This window comes from Streptomyces sp. NPDC091272, assembly GCF_044757485.1.
In the GTDB taxonomy this organism is placed as follows: Bacteria; Actinomycetota; Actinomycetes; order Streptomycetales; family Streptomycetaceae; genus Streptomyces.
Map to the genome: position 1 here is coordinate 228,005 of NZ_JBIVVC010000007.1, position 20,359 is coordinate 248,363.

The 20,359-nt window shown below is 72.8% G+C and carries 14 protein-coding genes; 4 read left to right on the forward strand and 10 right to left on the reverse strand.

Annotation, left to right across the window (positions count from 1 at the left end; all coding sequences use genetic code 11):
- Positions 1 to 48: 48 nt before the first annotated feature.
- The 8 genes from ACIQM4_RS21230 to ACIQM4_RS21265 form a co-directional block, all read right to left on the reverse strand.
- Positions 49 to 2,019, reverse strand: coding sequence for an alpha/beta hydrolase (locus tag ACIQM4_RS21230; RefSeq protein WP_401593677.1), 1,971 nt, complete (start codon positions 2,017 to 2,019; stop codon positions 49 to 51).
- Positions 1,961 to 2,356, reverse strand: coding sequence for a hypothetical protein (locus tag ACIQM4_RS21235; protein WP_401593679.1), 396 nt, complete (start codon positions 2,354 to 2,356; stop codon positions 1,961 to 1,963). Before ACIQM4_RS21235 ends, ACIQM4_RS21230 begins: the two co-directional genes overlap by 59 nt.
- Positions 2,357 to 2,601: 245 nt before the next feature.
- Positions 2,602 to 4,026, reverse strand: coding sequence for a lysine N(6)-hydroxylase/L-ornithine N(5)-oxygenase family protein (locus tag ACIQM4_RS21240; protein ID WP_401593681.1), 1,425 nt, complete (start codon positions 4,024 to 4,026; stop codon positions 2,602 to 2,604).
- 269 nt (positions 4,027 to 4,295) lie between these two features.
- Entirely contained in the window at positions 4,296 to 5,657 is a 1,362-nt protein-coding gene (locus ACIQM4_RS21245; protein ID WP_401594162.1) for a pyridoxal phosphate-dependent decarboxylase family protein, read from the reverse strand.
- A gap of 1,205 nt (positions 5,658 to 6,862) precedes the next feature.
- Positions 6,863 to 9,583 carry an aminopeptidase N gene (gene pepN, locus ACIQM4_RS21250; RefSeq protein WP_401593682.1) on the reverse strand — a complete coding sequence of 907 codons (2,721 nt, stop codon included), beginning with the start codon at positions 9,581 to 9,583 and terminating at the stop codon, positions 6,863 to 6,865.
- Between the two features lie 279 nt (positions 9,584 to 9,862).
- Positions 9,863 to 10,651, reverse strand: a complete 789-nt coding sequence (locus tag ACIQM4_RS21255) for an N-acetylmuramoyl-L-alanine amidase (RefSeq protein ID WP_401593684.1) — start codon at positions 10,649 to 10,651, stop codon at positions 9,863 to 9,865.
- A 366-nt stretch (positions 10,652 to 11,017) separates the two neighbouring features.
- On the reverse strand, positions 11,018 to 11,386 hold the full coding sequence (locus tag ACIQM4_RS21260) for a chorismate mutase (protein WP_401593686.1): 369 nt from the start codon (positions 11,384 to 11,386) through the stop codon (positions 11,018 to 11,020).
- A gap of 20 nt (positions 11,387 to 11,406) precedes the next feature.
- Complete coding sequence (locus tag ACIQM4_RS21265; RefSeq protein ID WP_401593688.1) at positions 11,407 to 12,285, reverse strand: helix-turn-helix domain-containing protein; 879 nt, start codon at positions 12,283 to 12,285, stop codon at positions 11,407 to 11,409.
- 138 nt (positions 12,286 to 12,423) lie between these two features.
- Between ACIQM4_RS21265 and ACIQM4_RS21270 the strand changes: the two genes are divergently transcribed.
- Positions 12,424 to 14,175 (forward strand): glycoside hydrolase family 35 protein, encoded by a 1,752-nt coding sequence (locus ACIQM4_RS21270; protein ID WP_401593691.1) that lies wholly within the window; start codon positions 12,424 to 12,426, stop codon positions 14,173 to 14,175.
- A 716-nt stretch (positions 14,176 to 14,891) separates the two neighbouring features.
- Here the strand turns inward: ACIQM4_RS21270 and ACIQM4_RS21275 are convergent.
- Entirely contained in the window at positions 14,892 to 15,680 is a 789-nt protein-coding gene (locus ACIQM4_RS21275; RefSeq protein ID WP_401593693.1) for a S1 family peptidase, read from the reverse strand.
- A 204-nt stretch (positions 15,681 to 15,884) separates the two neighbouring features.
- On the opposite strand from ACIQM4_RS21275, the gene ACIQM4_RS21280 reads away from it, so the two are divergent.
- Positions 15,885 to 16,781, forward strand: coding sequence for a hypothetical protein (locus ACIQM4_RS21280; protein ID WP_401593695.1), 897 nt, complete (start codon positions 15,885 to 15,887; stop codon positions 16,779 to 16,781).
- A gap of 104 nt (positions 16,782 to 16,885) precedes the next feature.
- Positions 16,886 to 18,400 (forward strand): ankyrin repeat domain-containing protein, encoded by a 1,515-nt coding sequence (locus ACIQM4_RS21285; protein ID WP_401593698.1) that lies wholly within the window; start codon positions 16,886 to 16,888, stop codon positions 18,398 to 18,400.
- A gap of 45 nt (positions 18,401 to 18,445) precedes the next feature.
- Here ACIQM4_RS21285 and ACIQM4_RS21290 read toward each other — a convergent pair whose 3' ends face one another.
- Positions 18,446 to 18,886 (reverse strand): ribonuclease domain-containing protein, encoded by a 441-nt coding sequence (locus ACIQM4_RS21290; RefSeq protein WP_401593700.1) that lies wholly within the window; start codon positions 18,884 to 18,886, stop codon positions 18,446 to 18,448.
- Between the two features lie 203 nt (positions 18,887 to 19,089).
- Here ACIQM4_RS21290 and ACIQM4_RS21295 point away from each other — a divergent pair, with 203 nt between their 5' ends.
- Positions 19,090 to 20,340: an NAD(P)/FAD-dependent oxidoreductase gene (locus tag ACIQM4_RS21295; protein ID WP_401593703.1), complete on the forward strand. Its 1,251-nt coding sequence runs from the start codon at positions 19,090 to 19,092 to the stop codon at positions 20,338 to 20,340.
- The last annotated feature ends 19 nt before the right edge of the window (positions 20,341 to 20,359 follow it).

Genomic DNA, 20,359 nt, shown 5'->3' on the forward strand with positions numbered 1-20,359 from the left:
TGGTGAGCAGCATTCCCGCGGCGATGGTGAGTATGGCTGCGGAGTGCCTCATCGCGGTTGCTGCCGGGTGATGGCGTCGCCGTGGCCCACCACGATACTGGCGATGTTGTCGGCCGATTTCTGGTCCTTGGTCGGGTCGAAGTAGTTCGAGTGCGCTTGCATGGGTTCCTCGGTGAGTGTGGGGCCGTCGTCCACCAGGAAGCGGTTGGCGCCGAAGTCCTTGTGGGCGGGGTCGGTGCCGAAGTAGATCTTGTTGGGGTCGGTCTGTGCGTCCTGGGCGGTGTATCCGGCGATGCCTCCGACGACGGCGCCTCCCGCTCCGCCGATCACCGCTCCTACCGGGCCGCCGATGCCGAGCCCGAGTACGGCTCCGGCGGAGCCGCCGCCGACGGCTCCGGCGCCCATTCCGCCCGCCTCGTTCTCGGTGGGGAGTTTGGTCACCAGGTCGTTCTCGGCCGCGCCGACGTAGACGTGTTCCTTGCCGACGCCCAGCTCGGACGCCGAGTCGGCTCCGGTGCCCGGACTGCCGACCAGGATGATGTCGTCCGCACCGGGGATTCCGCCGTTCTCCTGTGCGGCGAGACCGACGGTGAGTGAGCCGTAGGAGTGGCCGATGGCGGTGACATGGGGGGCGTTGCCTTCGTTCGTGGCGGATATTCCGGCCATGAACTCGTTGTACGCGGGGGCGCCGACCTCGGCGTTCTCCTTGGACATCACATCGAGGTTGCCCATGAGGTCCGCGGCGGGCAGCTGGGGTGCGTCGTAGCCGAGCCACACAATGGACGCCGGATTGTTGCTCTGGTCGATGTCCAGGGCACCGAGGGCGGTGTCCTGGGCGCGTTTGAGGGTTTCGCCCGCGAAGCTCGCGTCGAGTTTGGTGCCCAGGCCCGGGACGTACGCCGAGACGTTCTTTGCCGTGTCGGGGTTTCCGTAGGACAGGATGGCGCGGCCGTTGCCCTGGTCGCCGACGCCGAGGAGGTAGAGGGGCGGTTTGCTGGGTTCCTGCAATTTGGCGTCGATCGCCTGCAGTCCGGCCAGCATCGTCTTCGACGCTTCGTCGTCCTTCCCCTCCAGCTTTCCAATCAGGAGGGGGAGGTTGTCCCGGTTCGCCTGGTCGCGTACTGCGGAGGGGATGCCGTCCAGGTTGCCGATCACGTCCGGGTAGACGGTCAGCAGTTCTTCTCGCTGCTCCTGCGTCAGGTGGGTCCACCAGGCCTTGCGTTCTGCCGGGGAGGACTTGTCGTCGGGGATCTCTGCCCTGAGGTACTTGTGCGCCTCCTCGCGTACGGCGGCGGCGTCCTGGGCCGCGTCGGTCCAGGTGGCGTCGCTGACCTTGAGTCCCGGCTCGGCCTTGAGCTTGGCCAGGGTGCGGCTGAACCGGCCGTCGATGTCGTTCGCGTCACGCAGGGCTCGGGCTATGCGATCTGCTACGTCCTCGGCCTTGGCCTGGTTCGGGTTGGCGTTGAGGAGTCCTTGGGTGGGGGTGCTCAGCATTCCGTTCGGGCCGGGGCGGGGTTCCAGCAGGTAGGCGCGTCCGTTGGCCGAGCCGCCGGGGGCTTCTGGGCCGGGTGGCAGGCTGAGCCCGTTCTTGGGGGCTGCCGCGGGATAACTGACGGAGCCGTCCGGGTTCACCGTGAAGCCCAGGGTTCCGGCCTCTTCCAGGGCGTCCTTCAAGTTGCGCTGCGGGGTCCTGAGTTCGTAGGAGAGGCTGTTGAGGGTGGTGCGTATGAGGCCGCACTCGGTGTGTATGTAGGCGAAGTTCCGGTTGAGGTCCTTCAGCCGGACGATCGCTGCGTCGGCCGCCTTGCCCTCCTGGGTGGCCGCCAGCCCTGCGGTCATGTGGGTGTTCACCCGGTCCTGGGCCGCGTCGGCACGGTTGGCGGCCTTGCCCCAGCCGTCGGCCGCGCTGTCCAGTTCGGCGCACTCGAGGTCTCTCAGCTGCTGCCACGTCAGCACCGCGTCACCGGCCCTTGCCGTCGGTGGCGGGTGCCTGCACGCTGTCGACCTTGTTCCGTACATCTGTGTCGGCGCCGCCCTGTGTGCCTGATGCCTGGCGGAGCTTGGGCGCGAGTGACTGGCATTCGGCCCGTGCCGACTCCAGGCGCTCGTCCCAGGAGGTGAGTACGCCCTTCAGTACGGCGATGCTCGCGAGGCCGTCGGCGCCCTTGGCCACGCCGTTGTTTCCGGCGGAGAGTTCGGTCTTGGCCGAGCCCATGCTGGTGGCCAGTGACTGAGCGACGGTCGCCGCGTCGTTCCACGGCTTGTCCGAGTGCTTCAGCCGGTCACCGTCGGCCGCCTTGCCGCTGACTGGACCGCCGCGTCCCCCATTGCCGTCATCCACACCGGTGAGTTGCATGTGTGCATTCTGTGCACCGGCGGCTTCCGCCTTCAGATGCACCCATTCTTCCCATGCCACTGTTCGTTCCCTTCCCCGTGAACCGCGCAGGGCAAGCGCGTCGCCACAACCTAACAAGGCGCCTGGGCGAGCTCGCACGGTCCTCGGAGCATGTGGGGCCGTGGGACGGGAGCATCGCGGACATTCACAGACGTAACCAACTCCGCTTTGCTTCCCGCCGGGATGAGGGAGACCACGTTGCGCGCTCAGGCCTTCAGCTGTACGAGACTTTCGCGCTGGCTGGGGAGCAGGGGGCGGGTGGGGGTGTTCAGGCCGAAGGTGGTGAAGGCGGTGCGGGCGGGGAGGGGGTAGGTGTCGGTGCCGGTGACGGAGTTGAGGATGACGGCGCTGCGCCAGGCGGCGAGGCCGAGGTCGGGGGCGCCGACGCCGTGGGTGTGGCGTTCGGCGTTCTGGACGTAGACGGAGCCTTGGACGACGGGGTCGAGGACGAGGCGTTGTTGTTCGTCGACGCGTGGGCGCTGGGAGGAGTCGCGTTTCATGTACGGGTGGAGGGCGGCCAGGATGCGGTCGACGGGGCGTTCGCGGTAGCCGGTGGCGAGGACGACGGCGTCGGTGGTGAGGCGGGAGCGGGTGCCTTGCTGGGTGTGTTCGAGGTGGAGTTCGACCTTGGTGTTGGCGACGCGGCCTGCGGTGCGGACGTGGACGCCGGGGGTGATGGTGACGTCGGGCCAGCCGCCGTTGAGGGTGCGGCGGTAGAGCTCGTCGTGGATGGCGGTGATGGTGTCCGCGTCGATGCCTTTGTGCAGTTGCCACTGCCTGGGGAGGAGTTCGTCGCGTACGCCTTCGGGGAGGGCGTGGAAGTAGCGGGTGTAGTCGGGGGTGAAGTGTTCGAGCCCGAGCTTGGAGTACTCCATGGGGGCGATGGCTTCGGTGCGGGCGAGCCAGGTGAGTTTTTCGCGGCCGACGGGGCGGGCGCGCAGCAGGTCGAGGAAGACTTCGGCGCCGGACTGTCCTGAGCCGATGACTGTGACGTGTTCGGCGGTGCTGAGGTTTTCGCGGTGGGTGAGGTAGTCGGCCGAGTGGATGACGGGTACGGCGGGCGCTTCGGTGAGGGGTTTGAGGGGCTCGGGGATGTGGGGGGTGGTGCCGACGCCGAGGACGAGGTTGCGGGTGTAGGTGCGGCCGAGGGCTTCGGCTTCGCCGTCGGTGTCGAGTTGGGTGAAGTCGACCTCGAAGGCGGTGCGTTCGGGGTTCCAGCGGACGGCGTCGACCTGGTGGCTGAAGTGGAGTCCGGTGAGGTGGTCGCTGACCCACCGGCAGTAGGCGTCGTACTCGGCGCGCTGGATGTGGAAGCGCTCGGCGAAGTAGAAGGGGAAGAGGCGTTCGCAGTCGCGGAGGTGGTTGAGGAAGGTCCAGGGGCTGGAGGGGTCGGCGAGGGTGACGAGGTCGGCGAGGAAGGGGACTTGGAGGGTGGCGCCTTCGATGAGGAGGCCGGGGTGCCAGTGGAAGGCGGGGCGTTGTTCGTAGAACGCGGTCTTGAGGCCGCCGTGGACTCCGTCGGCGAGGGCGGCGAGGGAGAGGTTGAAGGGGCCGATGCCGATGCCGACGAGGTCGTGGGGCTGGTCGGGGGTGGGGGGCTGCGGGTCCTGGGGCGGCGGGGCGGCGGTCATCGGTGGTGGTGCCTTTCGGGGGTGGGCGGGGTGTGGGGCGTGGACCGCGGGGGCGGGTGGGGGTTGTGTGCTCCGGAGGGGCTTGGGCCCGGCGCCCTCAGCAGCCGGGCGGGTGGGGTCGCGGGGGGTGGGTGGGGGTTGTGCGCTCCGGTGGGGCCTGGTCCCGCGCCCTCAGCAGCCGGGCGGGTGGGGACGCGGGGGCGGGTGCGGGGGGTGGGTGCGGGGGTGGGTGCGGGTTGTGTGCTCCGGTGGGGCCTGGCCCTGCGCCCTCAGCACCCGGGCGGGTGGGGTGGATCTGAGGAGGCGGGCGCATGGACGTGCGCCAGCAGGGTTTCGAGGTCGTGCGGGGTCGTGTGGGGGTTGAGGAGCGTGGCCTTGAGCCAGAGGCGGCCGTCGGCGCGGGTGCGGCCGAGTACGGCGCGGCCTTCGTGCAGGAGACGGCGGCGGAGCGCTGCCACGTCCTCGTCGGTGGACGCGGTGGGACGGAAGAGGACGGTGCTGAGGGCGGGGCGGTCGTGGAGCTCCAGTGCGGGGTCCTTCTCGACGAGGTCGGCGAGGGTGTGGGCGGCGGCGAGGGTGCGGTCGACGAGGTCGGCGAGTCCGTCGCGCCCGAGGGCTTTGAAGGTGACGGCGATCTTGAGGATGTCGGGGCGCCGGGTGGTGCGCAGGGAGCGGCCCAGGAGGTCGGGGATTCCCGCGTCGGTGTCGTCGTCGGCGTTGAGGTAGTCGGCCTGGTGTGTCAGGCAGTCGAGGGCGCGGGTGTCGGGGACGGCGAGGAGACCGGCCGCGACGGGCTGCCAGCCGAGTTTGTGCAGGTCGAGGGTGAGGGTGTGGGCGCGGTCGATGCCGTGCAGGAGGTGGCGGTGGGTGGGGCTGAGGAGCAGCGGGCCACCGTAGGCCGCGTCGATGTGGAGGTCGGCGCCGTACCGGTCGCAGAGGTCGGCGATCTCGGGGATCGGGTCGAGCTGGCCGGTGTCGGTGGTGCCGGCGGTGGCGGCAACGAGGAGGGGTCGGTGGAGGCGGGTGAGGGCTTCGTCGAGTGCGGCGAGGTCGAGGGTGCCGGCGGGGGCGGGTACGACGACGGGGTCGGGCAGTCCGAGGAGCCAGGCGGCGCGGCTGAGGGAGTGGTGGGCGTTCGCGCCGACCACGAGTTGGACGGGCCCGTGGTGGGCGTGTTTCTCGCGGGCGAGGAGGAGGGCGAGTTGGTTGGACTCGGTGCCTCCGGTGGTGACGAGGGCGTCGGGGTGGGGGGTGTCGGGGTGGATCTCGGCGGCGAGGGTGCGGGTGAGGGCTTCTTCCAGGGCGGAGGCGGCAGGGGCCTGGTCCCAGGAGTCCATGGAGGGGTTGAGCGCGGAGGCGGCGAGGTCGGCCGCGACGGCGACGGCGAGGGGCGGGCAGTGGAGGTGGGCGGCGCAGTGGGGGTGCGCGGGGTCGGCGGCTCCGGCGGCGAGCGCGGTGACGAGTGCGCGCAGGGCGTCGTGCGGGCCGGCCCCGGTGTCGGGCAGCAGGGGCTGTACGGCGTGCCGGAGACGCTCGGCGGTGACTGCCGGCCCCCCGGCGGGGAGGGGCCCTCCGCGCGCGGCGGCCCCGCCCGCGAGCCCGTCCAGAACGGTCCCGAGCAGGCCCCGCATGGCTGCGGCCCCGGCTGCACCACCGGCGAGGGGTGGGAGGGGGCGGGTACTGGGGGGCGTTACGGGGGGCTTGTTGGGGGCTTCGCCGGAGGACTTGGCGGCGGACTTTCCGGAGGACTTGCCGGGGGTGGGGGCGGTGCTTGGGGTGGGGGCGGGCGCGGGTAAGGCGTCGTCCACCGTCGCCGTTGGGGAGCCCGAGCCCGCTTCGGGGGTGAGGTCCGCGCCCGGGGCCGCCGGGGAATGGGCACCGGGGCCGGTGCGGGTGCCGGGCTTCGGCGTGCTCATGCGGGGTCCTTCGGGCTGTGTGCTGAGGGCAGGCACACCAGCCTGTACGCGATCGGGTCGGGTGTCCGGAGAGGACAACGATCTCAACTCGAAAGTGGTACTGCCTTACGCGGAGGGGGGGTTGGGCTTTGCGGGACTGGTATATGGGGTGGTCGGGGTGGGGCGGGGGCCGGGGGCCGGAGGGCTGCGGTCGACGTGGGCCGGAGGACTGCGGTCGGCGGAGGCCGGGGGCCGGAGGACTGCGGTCGGCGGAGGCCGGGGGGCCGCGGTCGGCGGGGGCCGGGGGCCGTGGTCGGTACGCGGGGCTGGGGGGCCATGGCCAGTACGGGCCGGGAGGTCACGGCCGGCCCGGGGCCGCAAAGCCACGGCCCATGCCGGAAGGCTCAGGCCCGCACGAGGCCGGAGAGCCACGGCGGCTACAGGGCCAGGCTCCGCGGTCGGTGTCGGCCGGCTGGTGTCTTTGGGCTGCCGCGGCGCCAAGAGTCTCGGCGGGGCCACCCGCGCACCGGTGGGGCGGCCCCGTCGGACCTCCTGAGCAACGGATCGCGCACGGCACCAAGTCGCGCGTGGCAGCTTGCGCGCGCCCGCCGGCGGTGCCGGGTGTCATCGGACCGTAGGGAGGAGCGAGCGAGGCACGTCCAGCGGCGGGGGGCGCCGTCAAAGCACGCACAGCGCCACCCGCGCACGCGGCGGGACCACGCCCCCAACCGGCTCCCAACCGCGCACAACCCCATGCCGCACACAGCCGCGGAACCCCGCGCAGCAGCGCCGGGCGAACCACGCAGCGTCCCGAAGGGACGCGGGGAACCGCGCGACCAGCACCAGTCCTCCGCACGGTTCCCCGCACTCCGCTCCCCGCGCCCGGCTCGCCGACCCCCATCCCCCAGCCTTCGGCCCCCGACCCGGCCTGCCGCCGCGGCCTAGCCCTCGGTCGCCGCTCCCCCGCCCCGTACCTGCAACGCCCTGCGCAGGTCGTCCAGTTGGTCGACCAGCTTCCGGCGCAGGGCCGGCGTCAGGTCGGTGGTGCGGAGGTGGTCCTCGCCGAGGGTGAGGGCTTCGGGAGAGACCGCGTGTACGGGGAATGCGTAGCGTCCGGCCGCCTCGGCGATGGCCGGGCCGCGCCGGGCGGCCAGCGCTGTCGCCGCCGGGTAGTACTCGGCGACGTACTGCGTCAGCAGTTCGGCCTGTTCGGGCTGCCAGAAGCCCTGGGCGGTGGCGGCGAACAGATAGTTGGAGAGGTCGTCCGAGCCGAACATCCGCTCCCAGGCCGCGGTCTTCGCCTCCGCGCCGGGCAGTGCGGCACGGCACCGGGCCGCGCCCTCCTCGCCGGTGGCGCTGGGGTCCCGTTCGAGGGCCGCGGCGATCGCCGCCTCGTCGGTGGCGCCCAGTACCGCGAGCCTGCGCAGGATGCTCCAGCGGAGTTCGGGGTCCAGGAGGGGGCCACCGGGGACGCTGTCGGACTCGTACCAGTCCCGGATGCTGTCGGGCTGGGTGGCCGCGCCGATGAAGTGGCGCACGGCGGTGAGGCGCAGGCCCGGGTTGTTGCCGTCCTCGGTGCGGCGGATGAGGTCGCGGCAGAGGTCGGTGAGGGTGCTGAGGGCGGCCGGACGTTCGGCGGGGTTGAGGTAGCGGTCGGTGATCTGGCCTGCGGCGAAGGCGAGGACGCCCTGTACGACGGCGAGGTCGGTTTCGTACGGGAGGTGGGCGCGCGCGGCGTCCAGGTAGGCGGTGGGGGCGAGTTGGCCGTCGCGGACCATGTCGCGGGCGGCGTTCCACAGGACTGCGCGGGTGAGGGCGTCGGGCAGGCCGGAGAGTGCGCGCAGGGCGGTGTCCCAGGAGACGGGGTCGAGGCGGACCTTGGCGTAGGTCTGGTCGTCGTCGTTGAGGACGAGGAGGGCGGGGCGACGGCCGGGACGGGGTCGCGCGTGTACGGGTACTGCGGGTGCTGCAGGTCCTGCCGGTACTGCGGGTGCTGCAGGTCCTGCGGGTACTGCGGGTGCTGCAGGTCCTGCCGGTACTGCGGGTGCTGCAGGTCCTGCGGGTACTGCGGGCCCTGCGGATGCTGCGGGTCCTGCGGGGTGCGTGGCGTCGCTCTCCGGCGATGACCCCACCCCCTCCGCCGGTACGTCCAGTGCGAAGCGTTCGCGCAGGACGAGGCTGTTCGGGTCGAGCAGGTCCTGGTCGTACGCGCCGACCGTGATCCGGTGCGGGCGGGTGCCGGTGCGGGTGATGTCGAGGGTCCAGCCGGCGTCCGTGTCGGAGAGTGCCGGCGTGAGGGTGTCGACGCCCGTGGTGCGCAGCCAGGCCTCGGCCCACGCGTGGACGTCGCGGTCCGTCGCCGACGCGAGGTTGTCGATGAAGTCGGCCAGCGTGGCGTTGGCGAACCTGTGGCGGGCGAAGTGCGTGTTGATGCCGGCCAGGAAGTCCTTCTCGCCCATCCAGGCGACGAGTTGGCGCAGTGCGGAGGCGCCCTTCGCGTAGGAGATGCCGTCGAAGTTGAGGAGCGCGGACGCGGTGTCGGGGACGGCCGCCGGGTCGGGGGCGACGGGGTGGGTGGAGGGGCGCTGGTCGGCGTCGTAGCCCCAGCCCTTGCGGGCGACGGCGAAGTCGGTCCAGGTGTCGGTCCAGCCGGTCGCCTCGGCGAGGGTCTGGTAGGCCATGTACTCGGCGAAGGACTCGTTGAGCCAGATGTCGTCCCACCACTGGAGGGTGACGAGGTCGCCGAACCACATGTGGGCCATCTCGTGGACGACGGTGAGTGCGCGCGACTGCCGCTCGTTGTCCGTGACGGCGGAGCGGAAGATGTACTCGTCGCGGAAGGTGACGAGGCCGGGGTTCTCCATCGCGCCCGCGTTGAACTCCGGTACGAAGGCCTGGTCGTACGAGTCGAAGGGGTACGGCTCGTCGAACTTCTCGTGGAAGCGGTCGAAGCTCGCGCGGGTGACGGCGAGGAGTTCTCCGGCGTCGGCGTCAAGGTGGGGGGCGAGCGAGCGACGGCAGTGGAGGCCGAAGGGCAGGCCGCGGTGCTCGGTGGTGACGGAGTGCCAGGGGCCGGCGGCGACGGCGACGAAGTAGGTGGCGAGCAGGGGCGTGGGGGCGAACGTCCAGCGGCCCTCGCCTCGCTGGGTGGCGACGCTGTTGCCGAGGACCGTCCAGCTTTCGGGCGCGGTGACGGAGACCTCGAACACGGCCTTGAGGTCCGGCTGGTCGAAGGCGGCGAAGACGCGCTGTACGTCGTCGAGGAAGAGCTGGGTGTAGAGGTACGTTTCGCCGTCCGCGGGGTCGGTGAAGCGGTGCATGCCTTCGCCGGTGCGGGAGTAGTTCATGGCGGCGTCGACGCGGAGTTCGTGGGCGCCGGGGGCGAGGCCGGTGAGGGGCAGCCGGTTGCCGGTGAGGGCGGCGGGGTCGAGGGGCTGCCCGTCGAGGGTGGCGGAGCGCAAGGTGGCGGGCTTGAGCTCGACGAAGGTGTCGACGGTACCGGGGCCTTCGGCTGCGGGGCGCGCCGTGAAGTGGATGACGGTGCGGGAGTCGAAGACGTCGCCCGCGCCGGCGCCGCCGGTGAGGTCGAGATCGACCGTGTACCTCTGGACGTCGATGTGCCGGGCTCGGGTCTGCGCTTCGTCGCGCGTCAGTACGGGCATGGGGACATGCTGCCCGATGGGCTACGGACGCGGAGAGGAGGGGCACCGGGAGCTTCGGGGCGGGCGGGGCAGCCGGGAGCTTCGGGGCGGTCGCGGCACGGGGGCGGCGGCCCCTGCCTCGGAGGAACCGCCCCCGGCACTGGAACGACCCCCGACGCAGCGACCTACCGGCCGGGCCTCGGAGCCGCCGGAGCTCGGGGCCGCCAGACCTCGGGCCCCCATGCCGCCGGACCTCGGGCCACCCCTTCCCCCACCCTCCCGGTCAAGCTGCCCCCCGGGTCAGCCCAGTTCGAGGATCTGGCCCGCCTCGATGTGGTCCGGGTCCGTGAGGGCGTTCAGGCGGGCGAGGTCGGGGGCCGTCGTTCCGTGGGTGGCGGCGATCTCGGTGAGGGTGTCGCCCGGCTGGACCACGTAGCTGCGGGCGGGAGCGTCGCCGTCGGTGTCGAGCAGGCGGTTCGGCGGGCTCTTGAGGCGTGCCGCGACCCGTCGTCGGATGTCGTTCATCCCGATTCCCGGGCCGCGCGGGTCCACCTTGCCCGGCTGCCACTCGCTGTGGCCGATGACGCTGGTGTTGCCGGCCTTGCCCCAGCCGTGCGCCCGGATCAGCGCGGCGGACGCACGGACGATGGCGTCGACCTGCGCGGCCGGCCACGGGTCCTTGCCGTCGCCCAGGTTCTCGCACTCGAAGCCGTAGAAGCGGGCGTTGCCGTCGGTGTTGGCCTCGTTGTCGGCGGGCAGGTTGCGTTCGGCGATGACTGCTGCGAGGACGTCGTCGTCGCCCGATCCGGCGTGGTTGGCGCGGCCGTAACCCACCAGGTGGACCGTGCCGTCCTTCGCGATGACGCCGTGGCAGAGCGGGCCCGGGAGTCCGCTGTATCCGTCGCGGCAGATCCGGACGGTTGCCGCGGTGCCCTTGGTGACGGTGTGGTGGATCATCACCCCGTGCACCGGGCCCCAGCGGCCCACGTGATTGCGGTTGTGGGTGCGCCAGTTGCCGACTTCGACGACCTTCACGCCTTCGGCTCGCAGGGCGGCCAGGAAGCGGGCGGCGGACAGTGGTGTGGCCACGAGGGCCTCCAGTCATGGCGGAAGCCCCGGCCGGAGCAGTTCGGGGCTTGAGGGGGGACGAGGGCGCCGGTGGTGCGCCGGTGGTGCGTGGGGGGATCTCGTACTCCAGCTGCACGCTCAGGTGGTTGCCTGATACCCACGGGACGACGGCTGAACCGGCCGTCGGCCCCGGGTTACGTCCGCCCCTCGCGCCCCTCGGCCCCGGGTGTCGTCCGCCCCTCCCGACCCTCGGCCGCGGGCTGTGTCCGCCCCTCGGCCGCGAGCTATGTCCGCCCCTCGGCCCCGGGTATCGTCCGCCCCTCCGCCGCGAGCAATGTCCGCCCCTCGGCCCCGGCTTGCGACCGCCCCCGTCGTCCCCCGCCCGTCTCAGTCAGCAGCTGGCGTGTCCGCGATCTGTTCGTGGTGGCGGATGACCTCCGCGATGATGAAGGTGAGCAGTTTCTCCGCGAACGCCGGGTCCAGTTTGGCGCTCTCCGCGAGGGTGCGCAGCCTCTCGATCTGGCGGGCTTCGCGAGCCGGGTCCGCGGGCGGGAGCTGGTGTTCGGCCTTGAGGTGGCCCACCTGCATGGTGCATTTGAAGCGTTCGGCGAGCATGTGGACGACGGCCGCGTCGATGTTGTCGATGCTGTCGCGGAGCCGGCCGAGTTCGGCGCGTACGGCCGGGTCCACATCCGTGGAGGTGGCGGGGTCGAGCGGCGTGGCGGGGCCGTGGGGGCCCGTGGAGCTGGTGGTCATGGTCAGCGAGCTTACGACGCTCAGGTGGTGATCGTCGGCGGGTGTTCGGGATGCGGGATCTGGTTGCTCCAGCCGCCGGGAACGGTGCGTCCCTGCTGTTCGCGGAAGCGGACGGGGGCGGTGCCGACGCGGCGGGTGAAGAGGCGGGAGAAGTAGGCGGGGTCGTCGTAGCCGACCCGGCGGGCGACGGCGGCGACGGGCAGTTCGGTGGCCGCGAGGAGTTCCTTGGCCCGGCCGAGGCGGATGCCGAGGAGGTAGTCCTTGGGGCTGCAGCCGGCGCCCCGGCGGACCGCGGTGCGCAGTTCCGTGGGGGTCATGCCGTGCCGGGAGGCGTGCTCGGCCACCGACAGCGGCCGGAACGCGTCGCGGGCCAGTGCCTGGAGGACGGGGTCGCCGTCGGTGCCGAGGCCGGCGCGGGCCCGGCGCAGGGCGACGAGGAGCTCGTGGACGGCGGCGCCGGTCTCGACCTCCAGGAACGGGTTGCCGCGCCGGGCCGCGCGGGCGATGCGGCCGACGGCGGCGCGGGCGCCGACGGTGTCGGTGAGGGGGACGACCGGGCGTTCCGGTTCTATGTAGCCGAGTTCGGTGTACGTGGCGGTGGCGGGCCCGGTGAAGTCGACGAAGCTTTCGTCCCAGCCCGTTTCGGGGTCGGGTCCGTAGTGGTGGGGGACGCCGGGTGTCACCCACAGGAGCGCGGGCGCGGTGACGGTGGTGCGGCGGCCGTCGGCGCCCCGGTACCACCCGGAGCCGGAGCTGATGACGACGGCGACGTGGTGGTCGAGGGTGCGGGGGCCGACGGTGGGCAGTGCGCCGTGCTGGAGGCCGACTCCGAGGCAGACCAGACCCAGCTTGTGGTGGGTCGGGCTGGGGGTGAAGTAGCGCATCCAGGTGTGGTACATCCGTTTGCCTCGTCATCCGTTCGTCCCGCGCGGTCGTACCCAACCGTCCAACTTCCGTTGATCTTTGTCCATGGACCGTTCCGCCCGCCAGGGGGGAGGGTGGGCCACTGTTGACGTACCGAGGGATGGGCGGGGACCGTGGCTGATTTCACGGTGGGTGACCGGGACTTTCTGCTGGACGGGCGGCCGGTGCGGCTGCTGTCCGGTGCACTGCACTACTTCCGGGTGCACGAGGAGCAGTGGGGCCACCGGCTGTCGATGCTTCGGGCGATGGGTCTCAACTGTGTGGAGACGTACGTCCCGTGGAACCTGCACGAGCCCTCGCCGGGGCGGTTCCACGACGAGGAGGCCCTGGGCCGGTTCCTGGACGCCGTGCGGGAGGCCGGGTTGTGGGCGATCGTCCGCCCGGGTCCGTACATCTGTGCCGAGTGGGAGAACGGCGGTCTGCCGCACTGGTTGACCGGCCCGCTGGGCTCCCGGGTGCGCACCCGCGACGGGGCGTATCTGGGGCAGGTGGAGCGGTGGTTCCGCCGGCTGCTGCCGCAGGTCGTGCAGCGGCAGGTCACGCGGGGCGGGCCGGTGCTGATGGTGCAGGTGGAGAACGAGTACGGGAGTTACGGCAGCGACCAGGTCTATCTGCGGCGACTGGCGGGGTTCCTGCGCGAGGTGGGGGTGACCGTACCGCTGTTCACGTCGGACGGGCCGGAGGACCACATGCTGACGGGCGGGTCGGTGCCGGGAGTGCTGGCGACGGCGAACTTTGGTTCCGGTGCGAGGGCCGCCTTCGACGTGCTGCGGGCGCACCAGCCGTCGGGGCCGTTGATGTGCATGGAGTTCTGGTGCGGGTGGTTCGACCACTGGGGGGCCGAGAAGGTCGTACGGGAGGCCGGTGACGCGGCGCAGGCGCTGCGCGAGATCCTGGAGTGCGGGGGGTCGGTGAACCTGTACATGGCGCACGGGGGGACGAACTTCGCCGGCTGGGCCGGGGCGAACCGGGCCGGTGAGCTGCACGACGGCGTGCTTCAGCCGACGGTGACGTCCTACGACTACGACGCGCCCGTCGACGAGTACGGACGGCCGACGGAGAAGTTCTGGCGGTTCCGGGAGGTCCTTGAGCGGTACGCCGAGGGCCCGCTGCCCGAGGTGCCGCAGCCGCCTCCCTCGCTCGGCGTCCCCGCGGCGGTGGAGTTCACGGCGTGGGCGCCGCTGGGTGAGGTGATGGACGCGCTCGGCGGCAAGGAGACGGAGCGCGGTGTTCCGGCGTCGTTCGAGGAGCTGGGGGTGGGCCGGGGGCTGGTCCGCCACCGGGTGGACGTGCCGGGGCCGCGGCAGCCGTACCCGCTGGGGGTGCGCGGGCTGCGGGACCGGGCCGTGGTGTACGTCGACGGGGTGCGGGCGGGCGTGCTGACGGCCGAGGACGCGTATCTGCCGGAGCCGGTGGCCGGGCCCGCGGCGGTGGAGCTGTGGGTGGAGTCGCTGGGCCGGGTCAACTACGGGCCCCGGGTCGGCGAGCCGAAGGGGCTGACCGGGGGCGTCCTGCACGAGCGGCAGTACCTGCACGGGGTGCGGTCGCAGGGGCTGGCCCTGGAGGCGTTCGACGACGCGCCCGCGGTACGGAAGCTGGCGGTACGGGCGGCGGCAGGCGGCGCGGCCGGCTTGTACGTGGGCCGGTTCCCGGTCACCGGTGCGGGGGACGCGGGGCTGGAACTGCCCGGCTGGACCCGGGGGTTCGTGTGGGTGAACGGCTTCTGCCTGGGCCGCTACTGGCCGGCGGCGGGACCGCAGTCCTCGCTGTACGTGCCGGGCCCGGTGCTCCGGGAGGGTGACAACGAGGTGTGGGTGCTGGAGATGGAGACGAGCGCGGACGATCTGGCGGGGCGGGTGGGGTGACCGACGGGGGCGCGGGCCAGGCCGGCGTGGGTGCGGGCCAGGCCGGCGCGGGTGCGGGCCAGGCCGGCGCGGGTGCGGGCCAGGACCGGAGCGGGTGCGGGCCAGGACCGGCCAGCCGTGCGGCCGGGCCCGCCGACTCGGGACCGGCCCCGGCCGTGCGTGCGACCAGGCCCCCTCCGGCCCGGGGCCGGCCCCGGCCGTGGGTGCGGCCGGGGCCGCCCCGGTGAGGGGACGGGCCCGGCCGGACGCGGGCCGGGGCAGGCACGTTCGCGGATCGGGACCGGCACGTTCACAGATCGGGGCCGGCACGTTCACAGATCGGGGCCGGCACGTTCGCAGATCGGGACCGGCACGTTCGCAGATCGGGACCGGGGCCGGGCGCCCCGGCCCCGGCCTGACCTGCGGCCGAGCCCGGAGCCAGGCGTCCCGACCCGACCCTGACCCGGAGCCAGGGTGTCCCGACCCCGGCCTGTCCCGACCCCGACCTGTCCCGAGGCCGGGGCCCGGAACCGGGCGCCCCGGTCCCGACCGGACCTGAGGCCGGGGCCCGGAGCCGGGTGTCCCGACCCCCGGCCCCGGGCCCAGCCCCGCGGACCGGGTCCACCGGGACGCAAATCCCGGACCCACCGGGGCGCAAGGTCCGGAACCACCGGGACGCAAGGCCCCCGGACCCGCCGGGACACAAGGCCCCGGGCCCACCCGCTGGACGCCAGGCCCTAAAGTCCCGCCGCCGCCTGTGCGATCGCCGAGGCGAACGTGGAGACCTCGGTGTAGACGCCGGGGTAGTTCGGGCGGGCGCATCCGTTGCCCCAGCTCACGATGCCGACCTGGATCCACGCGCCCGCGTTGTCCTTGCGGAACATCGGGCCGCCCGAGTCACCCTGGCAGGTGTCCGTACCGCCCTGCGCGTACCCGGCGCAGATCTCCTCGCCGGGGATCAGATCGCTGTACGACGACTTGCACGACGCGTCGGAGACGAACGGCACCTGGGCCTTGAGGAGGTAACGCTGCTGGGCGCCGCCCTCGCGGTTCGCACCCCAGCCGGCGACGGTGAAGGTGCCGGAGTTGTAGGAGGTGTTGGTGGCGATCTTCAGGGTCGGCTGGTTGATCGGCTTGGCGAGCTTGATGAGTGCCCAGTCCTTGCCGCTGCCGTTGTAGCCCGGGGCCTGGAGGACCTTGGTGGACTTGACCTTGACCGCGCTCGCGCTCTGGAGGTCCACGACGCCGCCGGTGGCGGTGATGGAGGTGTTGTTGCCGGAGCCGCTCACGCAGTGGGCGGCGGTCAGGACGATGTCCTTGGCGTACAGGGCGCCGCCGCAGCCCATCGACAGTCGCACCATGAACGGGAACTCGCCCTGGGCGGCGCGCGTTCCTCCGACGACGGGCTGGGGGTCGGCGGGGGCGGGGGCGCTCGCGGAGGCACCGGCGGGTTGGATGCTGACCGCGGCGAGGGCGACGGCGCCTATGACGGCGCATCTCTTGAGGGCACGGAGTACGTTCTTCAACGGAGTGCCTTTCGTGGGGGGTGAAAAGGGAGCGCAGTTGAGCGAGGAGCACATACCGACGCAACGCAGACACAGGCCGGCAGAGAGCTGGCATGAGCCCGTCAACGTGCCGTTGGATTATGTGGAGCTGACCGGGCGTCCGACAAGGAGTCCTTTTCGGCCAGCCGACGAGGACCGCAGAATCTTCAGCACGGAGGGGCCCGGATGACCATCGGCAGCGAAGTGGAACACGGCTTCCCGCACCTGGCGACGGTGCGCTCGGCACTGACCGCGCTGTACCGGCGGATCGGCGAGGACGGGGTGCGGTCGTACGCGCACAGCGTCCTGCCCGTCGACGTGGGCTTCTCCGCCGACGAGGACCCGCACCTGGGCGCCCAGCGGGTGGCTCGCGCCCTCGTCTCCCACCTGCACCTGCCCGACGCCCGGATGATCGTGAGCTTCCGGGAGATGGAGCACGCGGCAGGCGTCGAACTGGCGGCGGGGCCGGAGTACTTCATCGAGCTGAACGAACGGTTCCGCGGCCATCGCACCGACATCGGCGCCGCGCTCGCGCACGAGATCACCCATGTCCTGCTGCACCGCCTCGACCTGTCCTTCCCCGGCACCCGCGACAACGAGATCCTCACCGACACGGTGACGACGTACCTCGGCGCGGGCTGGCTGCTGCTCGACGCGTTCCGGCAGGACGGGGCGTCCAGCCAGAAACTGGGCTACCTCACACCGGAGGAGTTCGGGTACGTGCTGGCCAAGCGGGCGCTCGCGTTCGACGAGGATCCTTCTCCCTGGTTCACGAGCGCCGAGGCCTACGCCGCGTACACGAAGGGCATGACGCAGGCGCGCCGGGACGCCCGGCAGCCGCCGCTCGCCGCGGCGGGCCGGCTCGCCGGACACCGGTACGCCAAGGACCGGCGGCAGGCACAGGAGCACGGCGGTACGGGCCGGCCCGGCCCCCTCGCGCCGTACGCCTTCGAGGGGGAACCGGGCGCGCTGCGCGTCTCGTTCCCGTGCCCGACGTGCCACCAGCGGCTGCGGGTGCCGGTGCGCGGCGAACTGCGGGCCCGCTGCGGCCTGTGCCGCACGGTGCTGGCCTGCGACACCTGAGCCTGCCCCCCCCGGGGGGGCCGCCTCGTGCGCCCCTCCCGCCCGTCCGGTCCGCGTAACACCTGAGCTGCGGCGATGGCCGGCGGGGCGCGTAGGGTCGAAGGATGGACGACAAGCCGACAGCGGGCCTGCGGGACCTGTTCGAGGCTGTGCACGGTGACGAGGACGACGCTGTTGTACGGCTGCTTCGGGCGGGCGCCCCGGCAGAGGCCACCGACGAGGACGGGACGACCGTGCTCTACCAGGCGGCGGCGCACGACCGCCCCGGCGCGGTGCGGCTGTTGCTCGCGGCGGGCGCGGATCCCGACCGGCCGGGCGGCCCGTCGGGCGGGGACCTGCCGCTGTGCGCGGCGGCGGTGGGCGGCCACACCGAGGTCGCGCGGGCCCTGCTGGCGGCGGGGGCGCGGCCGGACCTGCGCGAGGACCTCGGGTTCACGGCGCTGGCGTGGGCGGCGGGCCGCGGCCGGGCCGCGACGGCGGAGGTGCTGCTGGCGCACGGCGCCGATCCGGACCTGCCGGGTCCCGGCGGTGAGCCGCCGCTGGTGCTGGCGGCGCGGCGGGGTTCCCCGGCGACGGTGCGGGCACTGCTGCGGCACCGGGCGACGGCCCGGGAGGCGGCGCTGGAGGAGGCGCGCCGATGGCTGGAAAAGGATGTGGAGCCCGCGGTACGGGAGGGTCTGGAAAGGACCTACGGGGCGCGGGACGGCGACGAGTTCGTGGCCCGTGAGGTGACCGAGGAAGGTGGTACGACCGTGCTTGTCGAGCTGTTGCGGGACGGCCGGCCGGTGGCGCGGGAGGAGCAGCAGTCGGGCCACGCCGCGGTGGTCACCCGGCTGGAGTGCGTGCTCGGCGTCGGGACGCCTGCCGAGGTGCTGGCGCAGCGGGCGGTCCGGTCGGGGATGCCGGAGGGCAACGACTGGCGGGAGTCGGTGGCCGTGCTGTGGCAGCGCGCGGACGCGCACACGCTGCGGGCGGCCGGGGCGTGGTGTGCGGAGAGTTCACCGGACCTGCTCCAGACCTTCGCGGCGGACGTACTGGCTCGGGCGGCGCAGGCGGCGGACGCGGTGCCGCTGCTGCGGGGGCTGGCGCGGCGGGAGGGCCCCTCGGCCCTCACCCGGGCGGCGATACGGGCGTTGGGCCGCCACGCCGACGCGTCGGGGCTGCCGGAGGTCCTGCGGCACGCGGGGCACCGGGACGCGGGGATACGGGAGCGGGTGGCGGTGGCGCTGGGGCGGTTCGGCCCGTACGAGGAGGCCGGTTCGTCCGCCGTGTCGGCGTTGCTCACGCTCGCCGGGGACGACGAACTCCGGGTCCGGCGGGAGGCGATCACCGCGCTGGCACGGGCTGGCGGGAACACGGAACGGGTCCGGGACGCACTGGCGGAGCAGGTGGAGGAACGGGCGCCGGATCCCCTCTCCCCCACCGACCCCGCTTACGCCGAGGCCGCCCGCGCTCTCGCCGTGCGGGGGGACGCGCGGGCGGTGGACGCGTTGCTGCGGGTGCTGGTGGACGACCGTCCCGACGGGGCCGCGCGCCGGATCGCGCGGGACGCCGTCCGCCACGTACCGGACGAGAGGGCAAGGCTCCGGCTGGAGTGGACTCCCGCGCGCCTGCACTGACCCCGTCGGCCGGCCCACGGCCCGCGGGCGGTCGTACCCGGTCGGTCAGCAGCCGTGGTCGACCAGGTCGAACGACTCGTAGTGGTCGGCGGTGTAGTAGTCCTCCTGCGCCTCGTCACCCGTCACGATGCGCTTGGCGCCGCGGGTGGGCGAGCCGGGGGTGACGACGGTGTACTCGTGGTAGTAGCCGGTGCTCTGGCTCGGCAGGATGCCCTCGCGGTTCTGGAAGACCGTCCCGTCCTGCTCGTACGGGTAGGGGCCGCCCTTGTCGATGAGTTCCAGGGTGTCGTGGGCCTGGGAGGGCAGTGCGGAGTAGCAGATGTCACCGACCGCGGTGATGCCCGCGGGGGCGTGGGCCGCGACGCCGGCGGAGACCGGGGCTGCGAAGGCGACGGGGGCCGCAGCGGTGGCGGCGCCACCTGCGAAGAGGGTGGACGTGAGGGCGAGGGCACCGCCGATGACGGCGATTCGTGGGGGGATTCGCATGTGTTCATTGATGCGCGGGGAGCGGGCCGCGGTCAACGCCAACTCCCTCGTATTCCCCGGACGTTCACCTTCTCCGCATCAGTCACAGGTGACCTCCACGCGCAGGTCCGGGTCGGGGGGTCACGGCTTTCCCACCGGCGGGGAAAGGGAAGAAAGGAGGTACACAGACGGGCGGGACACCACCCGAAGGGAGCGTTCGGCGCATGAGCAAGCCTGAGAGCGCGGGACATGAGTACGACGTCGTCATCGGCGGGGCCGGCCTCGCCGGCAGCGCCGCCGCGATCCTGCTCGCTCGCCGCGGCGTCCGCGTCGCACTGCTGGAACGCCGCGCGGACGTCGCCGCGTACAAGGTCCTGTGCACCCACTCCCTCCAGGCCTGCGCCTATCCGGTGCTGGACGAACTCGGCCTCGTGCCCGCGCTGGAGAGAGCGGGCGCAGTGCGCAACCAGGCGCGCTGGTACACCCGTTGGGGGTGGATCGAACCGAGGGCGGCCACGGCGGGTCCCGGGCTGCCGTACGGGTACAACATCCGGCGCAGCATCCTCGATCCGCTGATCAGATCCAGTGCGGCGCAGACCCCGGGCGTCGACCTGCTCCTGGGCCACCAGGTGACCGGGCTGACGAAGGAGGGCGGGCGGGTCGTGGGGGTGCGCGCGACGACGCCCCACGGTGACGTGGAGATCCGGGCCCGGCTGGTGGTCGGCGCCGACGGCAAGGACTCGGTGGTGGCGAGGTGCGCGGGCCTGCGGACGCGACAGCACGAGAACGCGCGCTTCGGCTACCTCGCGTACTACCGCGGTCTTCCGCTGCGTGACGGGAGCAGCCACGCGTGGTTCCTGGAACCGGACATGGCGTACGCCCTTCCCAACGACGACGGGGTGACGGTCCTGGCGGTGCTCCCGGACAAGAAGCGGCTGCCCGCCTTCCGGGAGGACCTGGAGGGCAGCTTCCTCGCCTTCGTCCGCGCGCTGCCCGATGCGCCGCCCGTGGACTCGGCCGAGCGCATCACGAAGATCACCGGCATGGTCGACTACCCCCTGCACAGCAGGAGGCCGACGGCGCCGGGGGTCGCGCTCGTCGGGGACGCGGCACTCACCGGCGATCCGCTGTGGGGGGTGGGGTGCGGGTGGGCCCTGCAGTCCGCGCAGTGGCTGGCTCGGGCGGTCGCACGTGCGGCGGCCGACGGGGGCGATCTCGACCGGGCGCTCCTGACCTATGCGCGCGGCCACGGGCGCCGGCTGCGGGGCCACCAGCTCCTGGCGGCCGACTTCGCGACGTCCCGGCCGTTCAACGCCCTGGAGCGGCTGATGTTCTCGGCGGCGGCGCGCGACGCGTCGATGGCCCGGCACATGCACCTGTTCGCGTCCCGGCTGATAGGCCCGCTGCGGTTCCTGAGCCCGGTGGCGGTGGCGAAGGCCTCGGCCGTGAACGTCAGACACCGCCGCGGCAGGTGAACCCGGGAGGGGCCGGCCC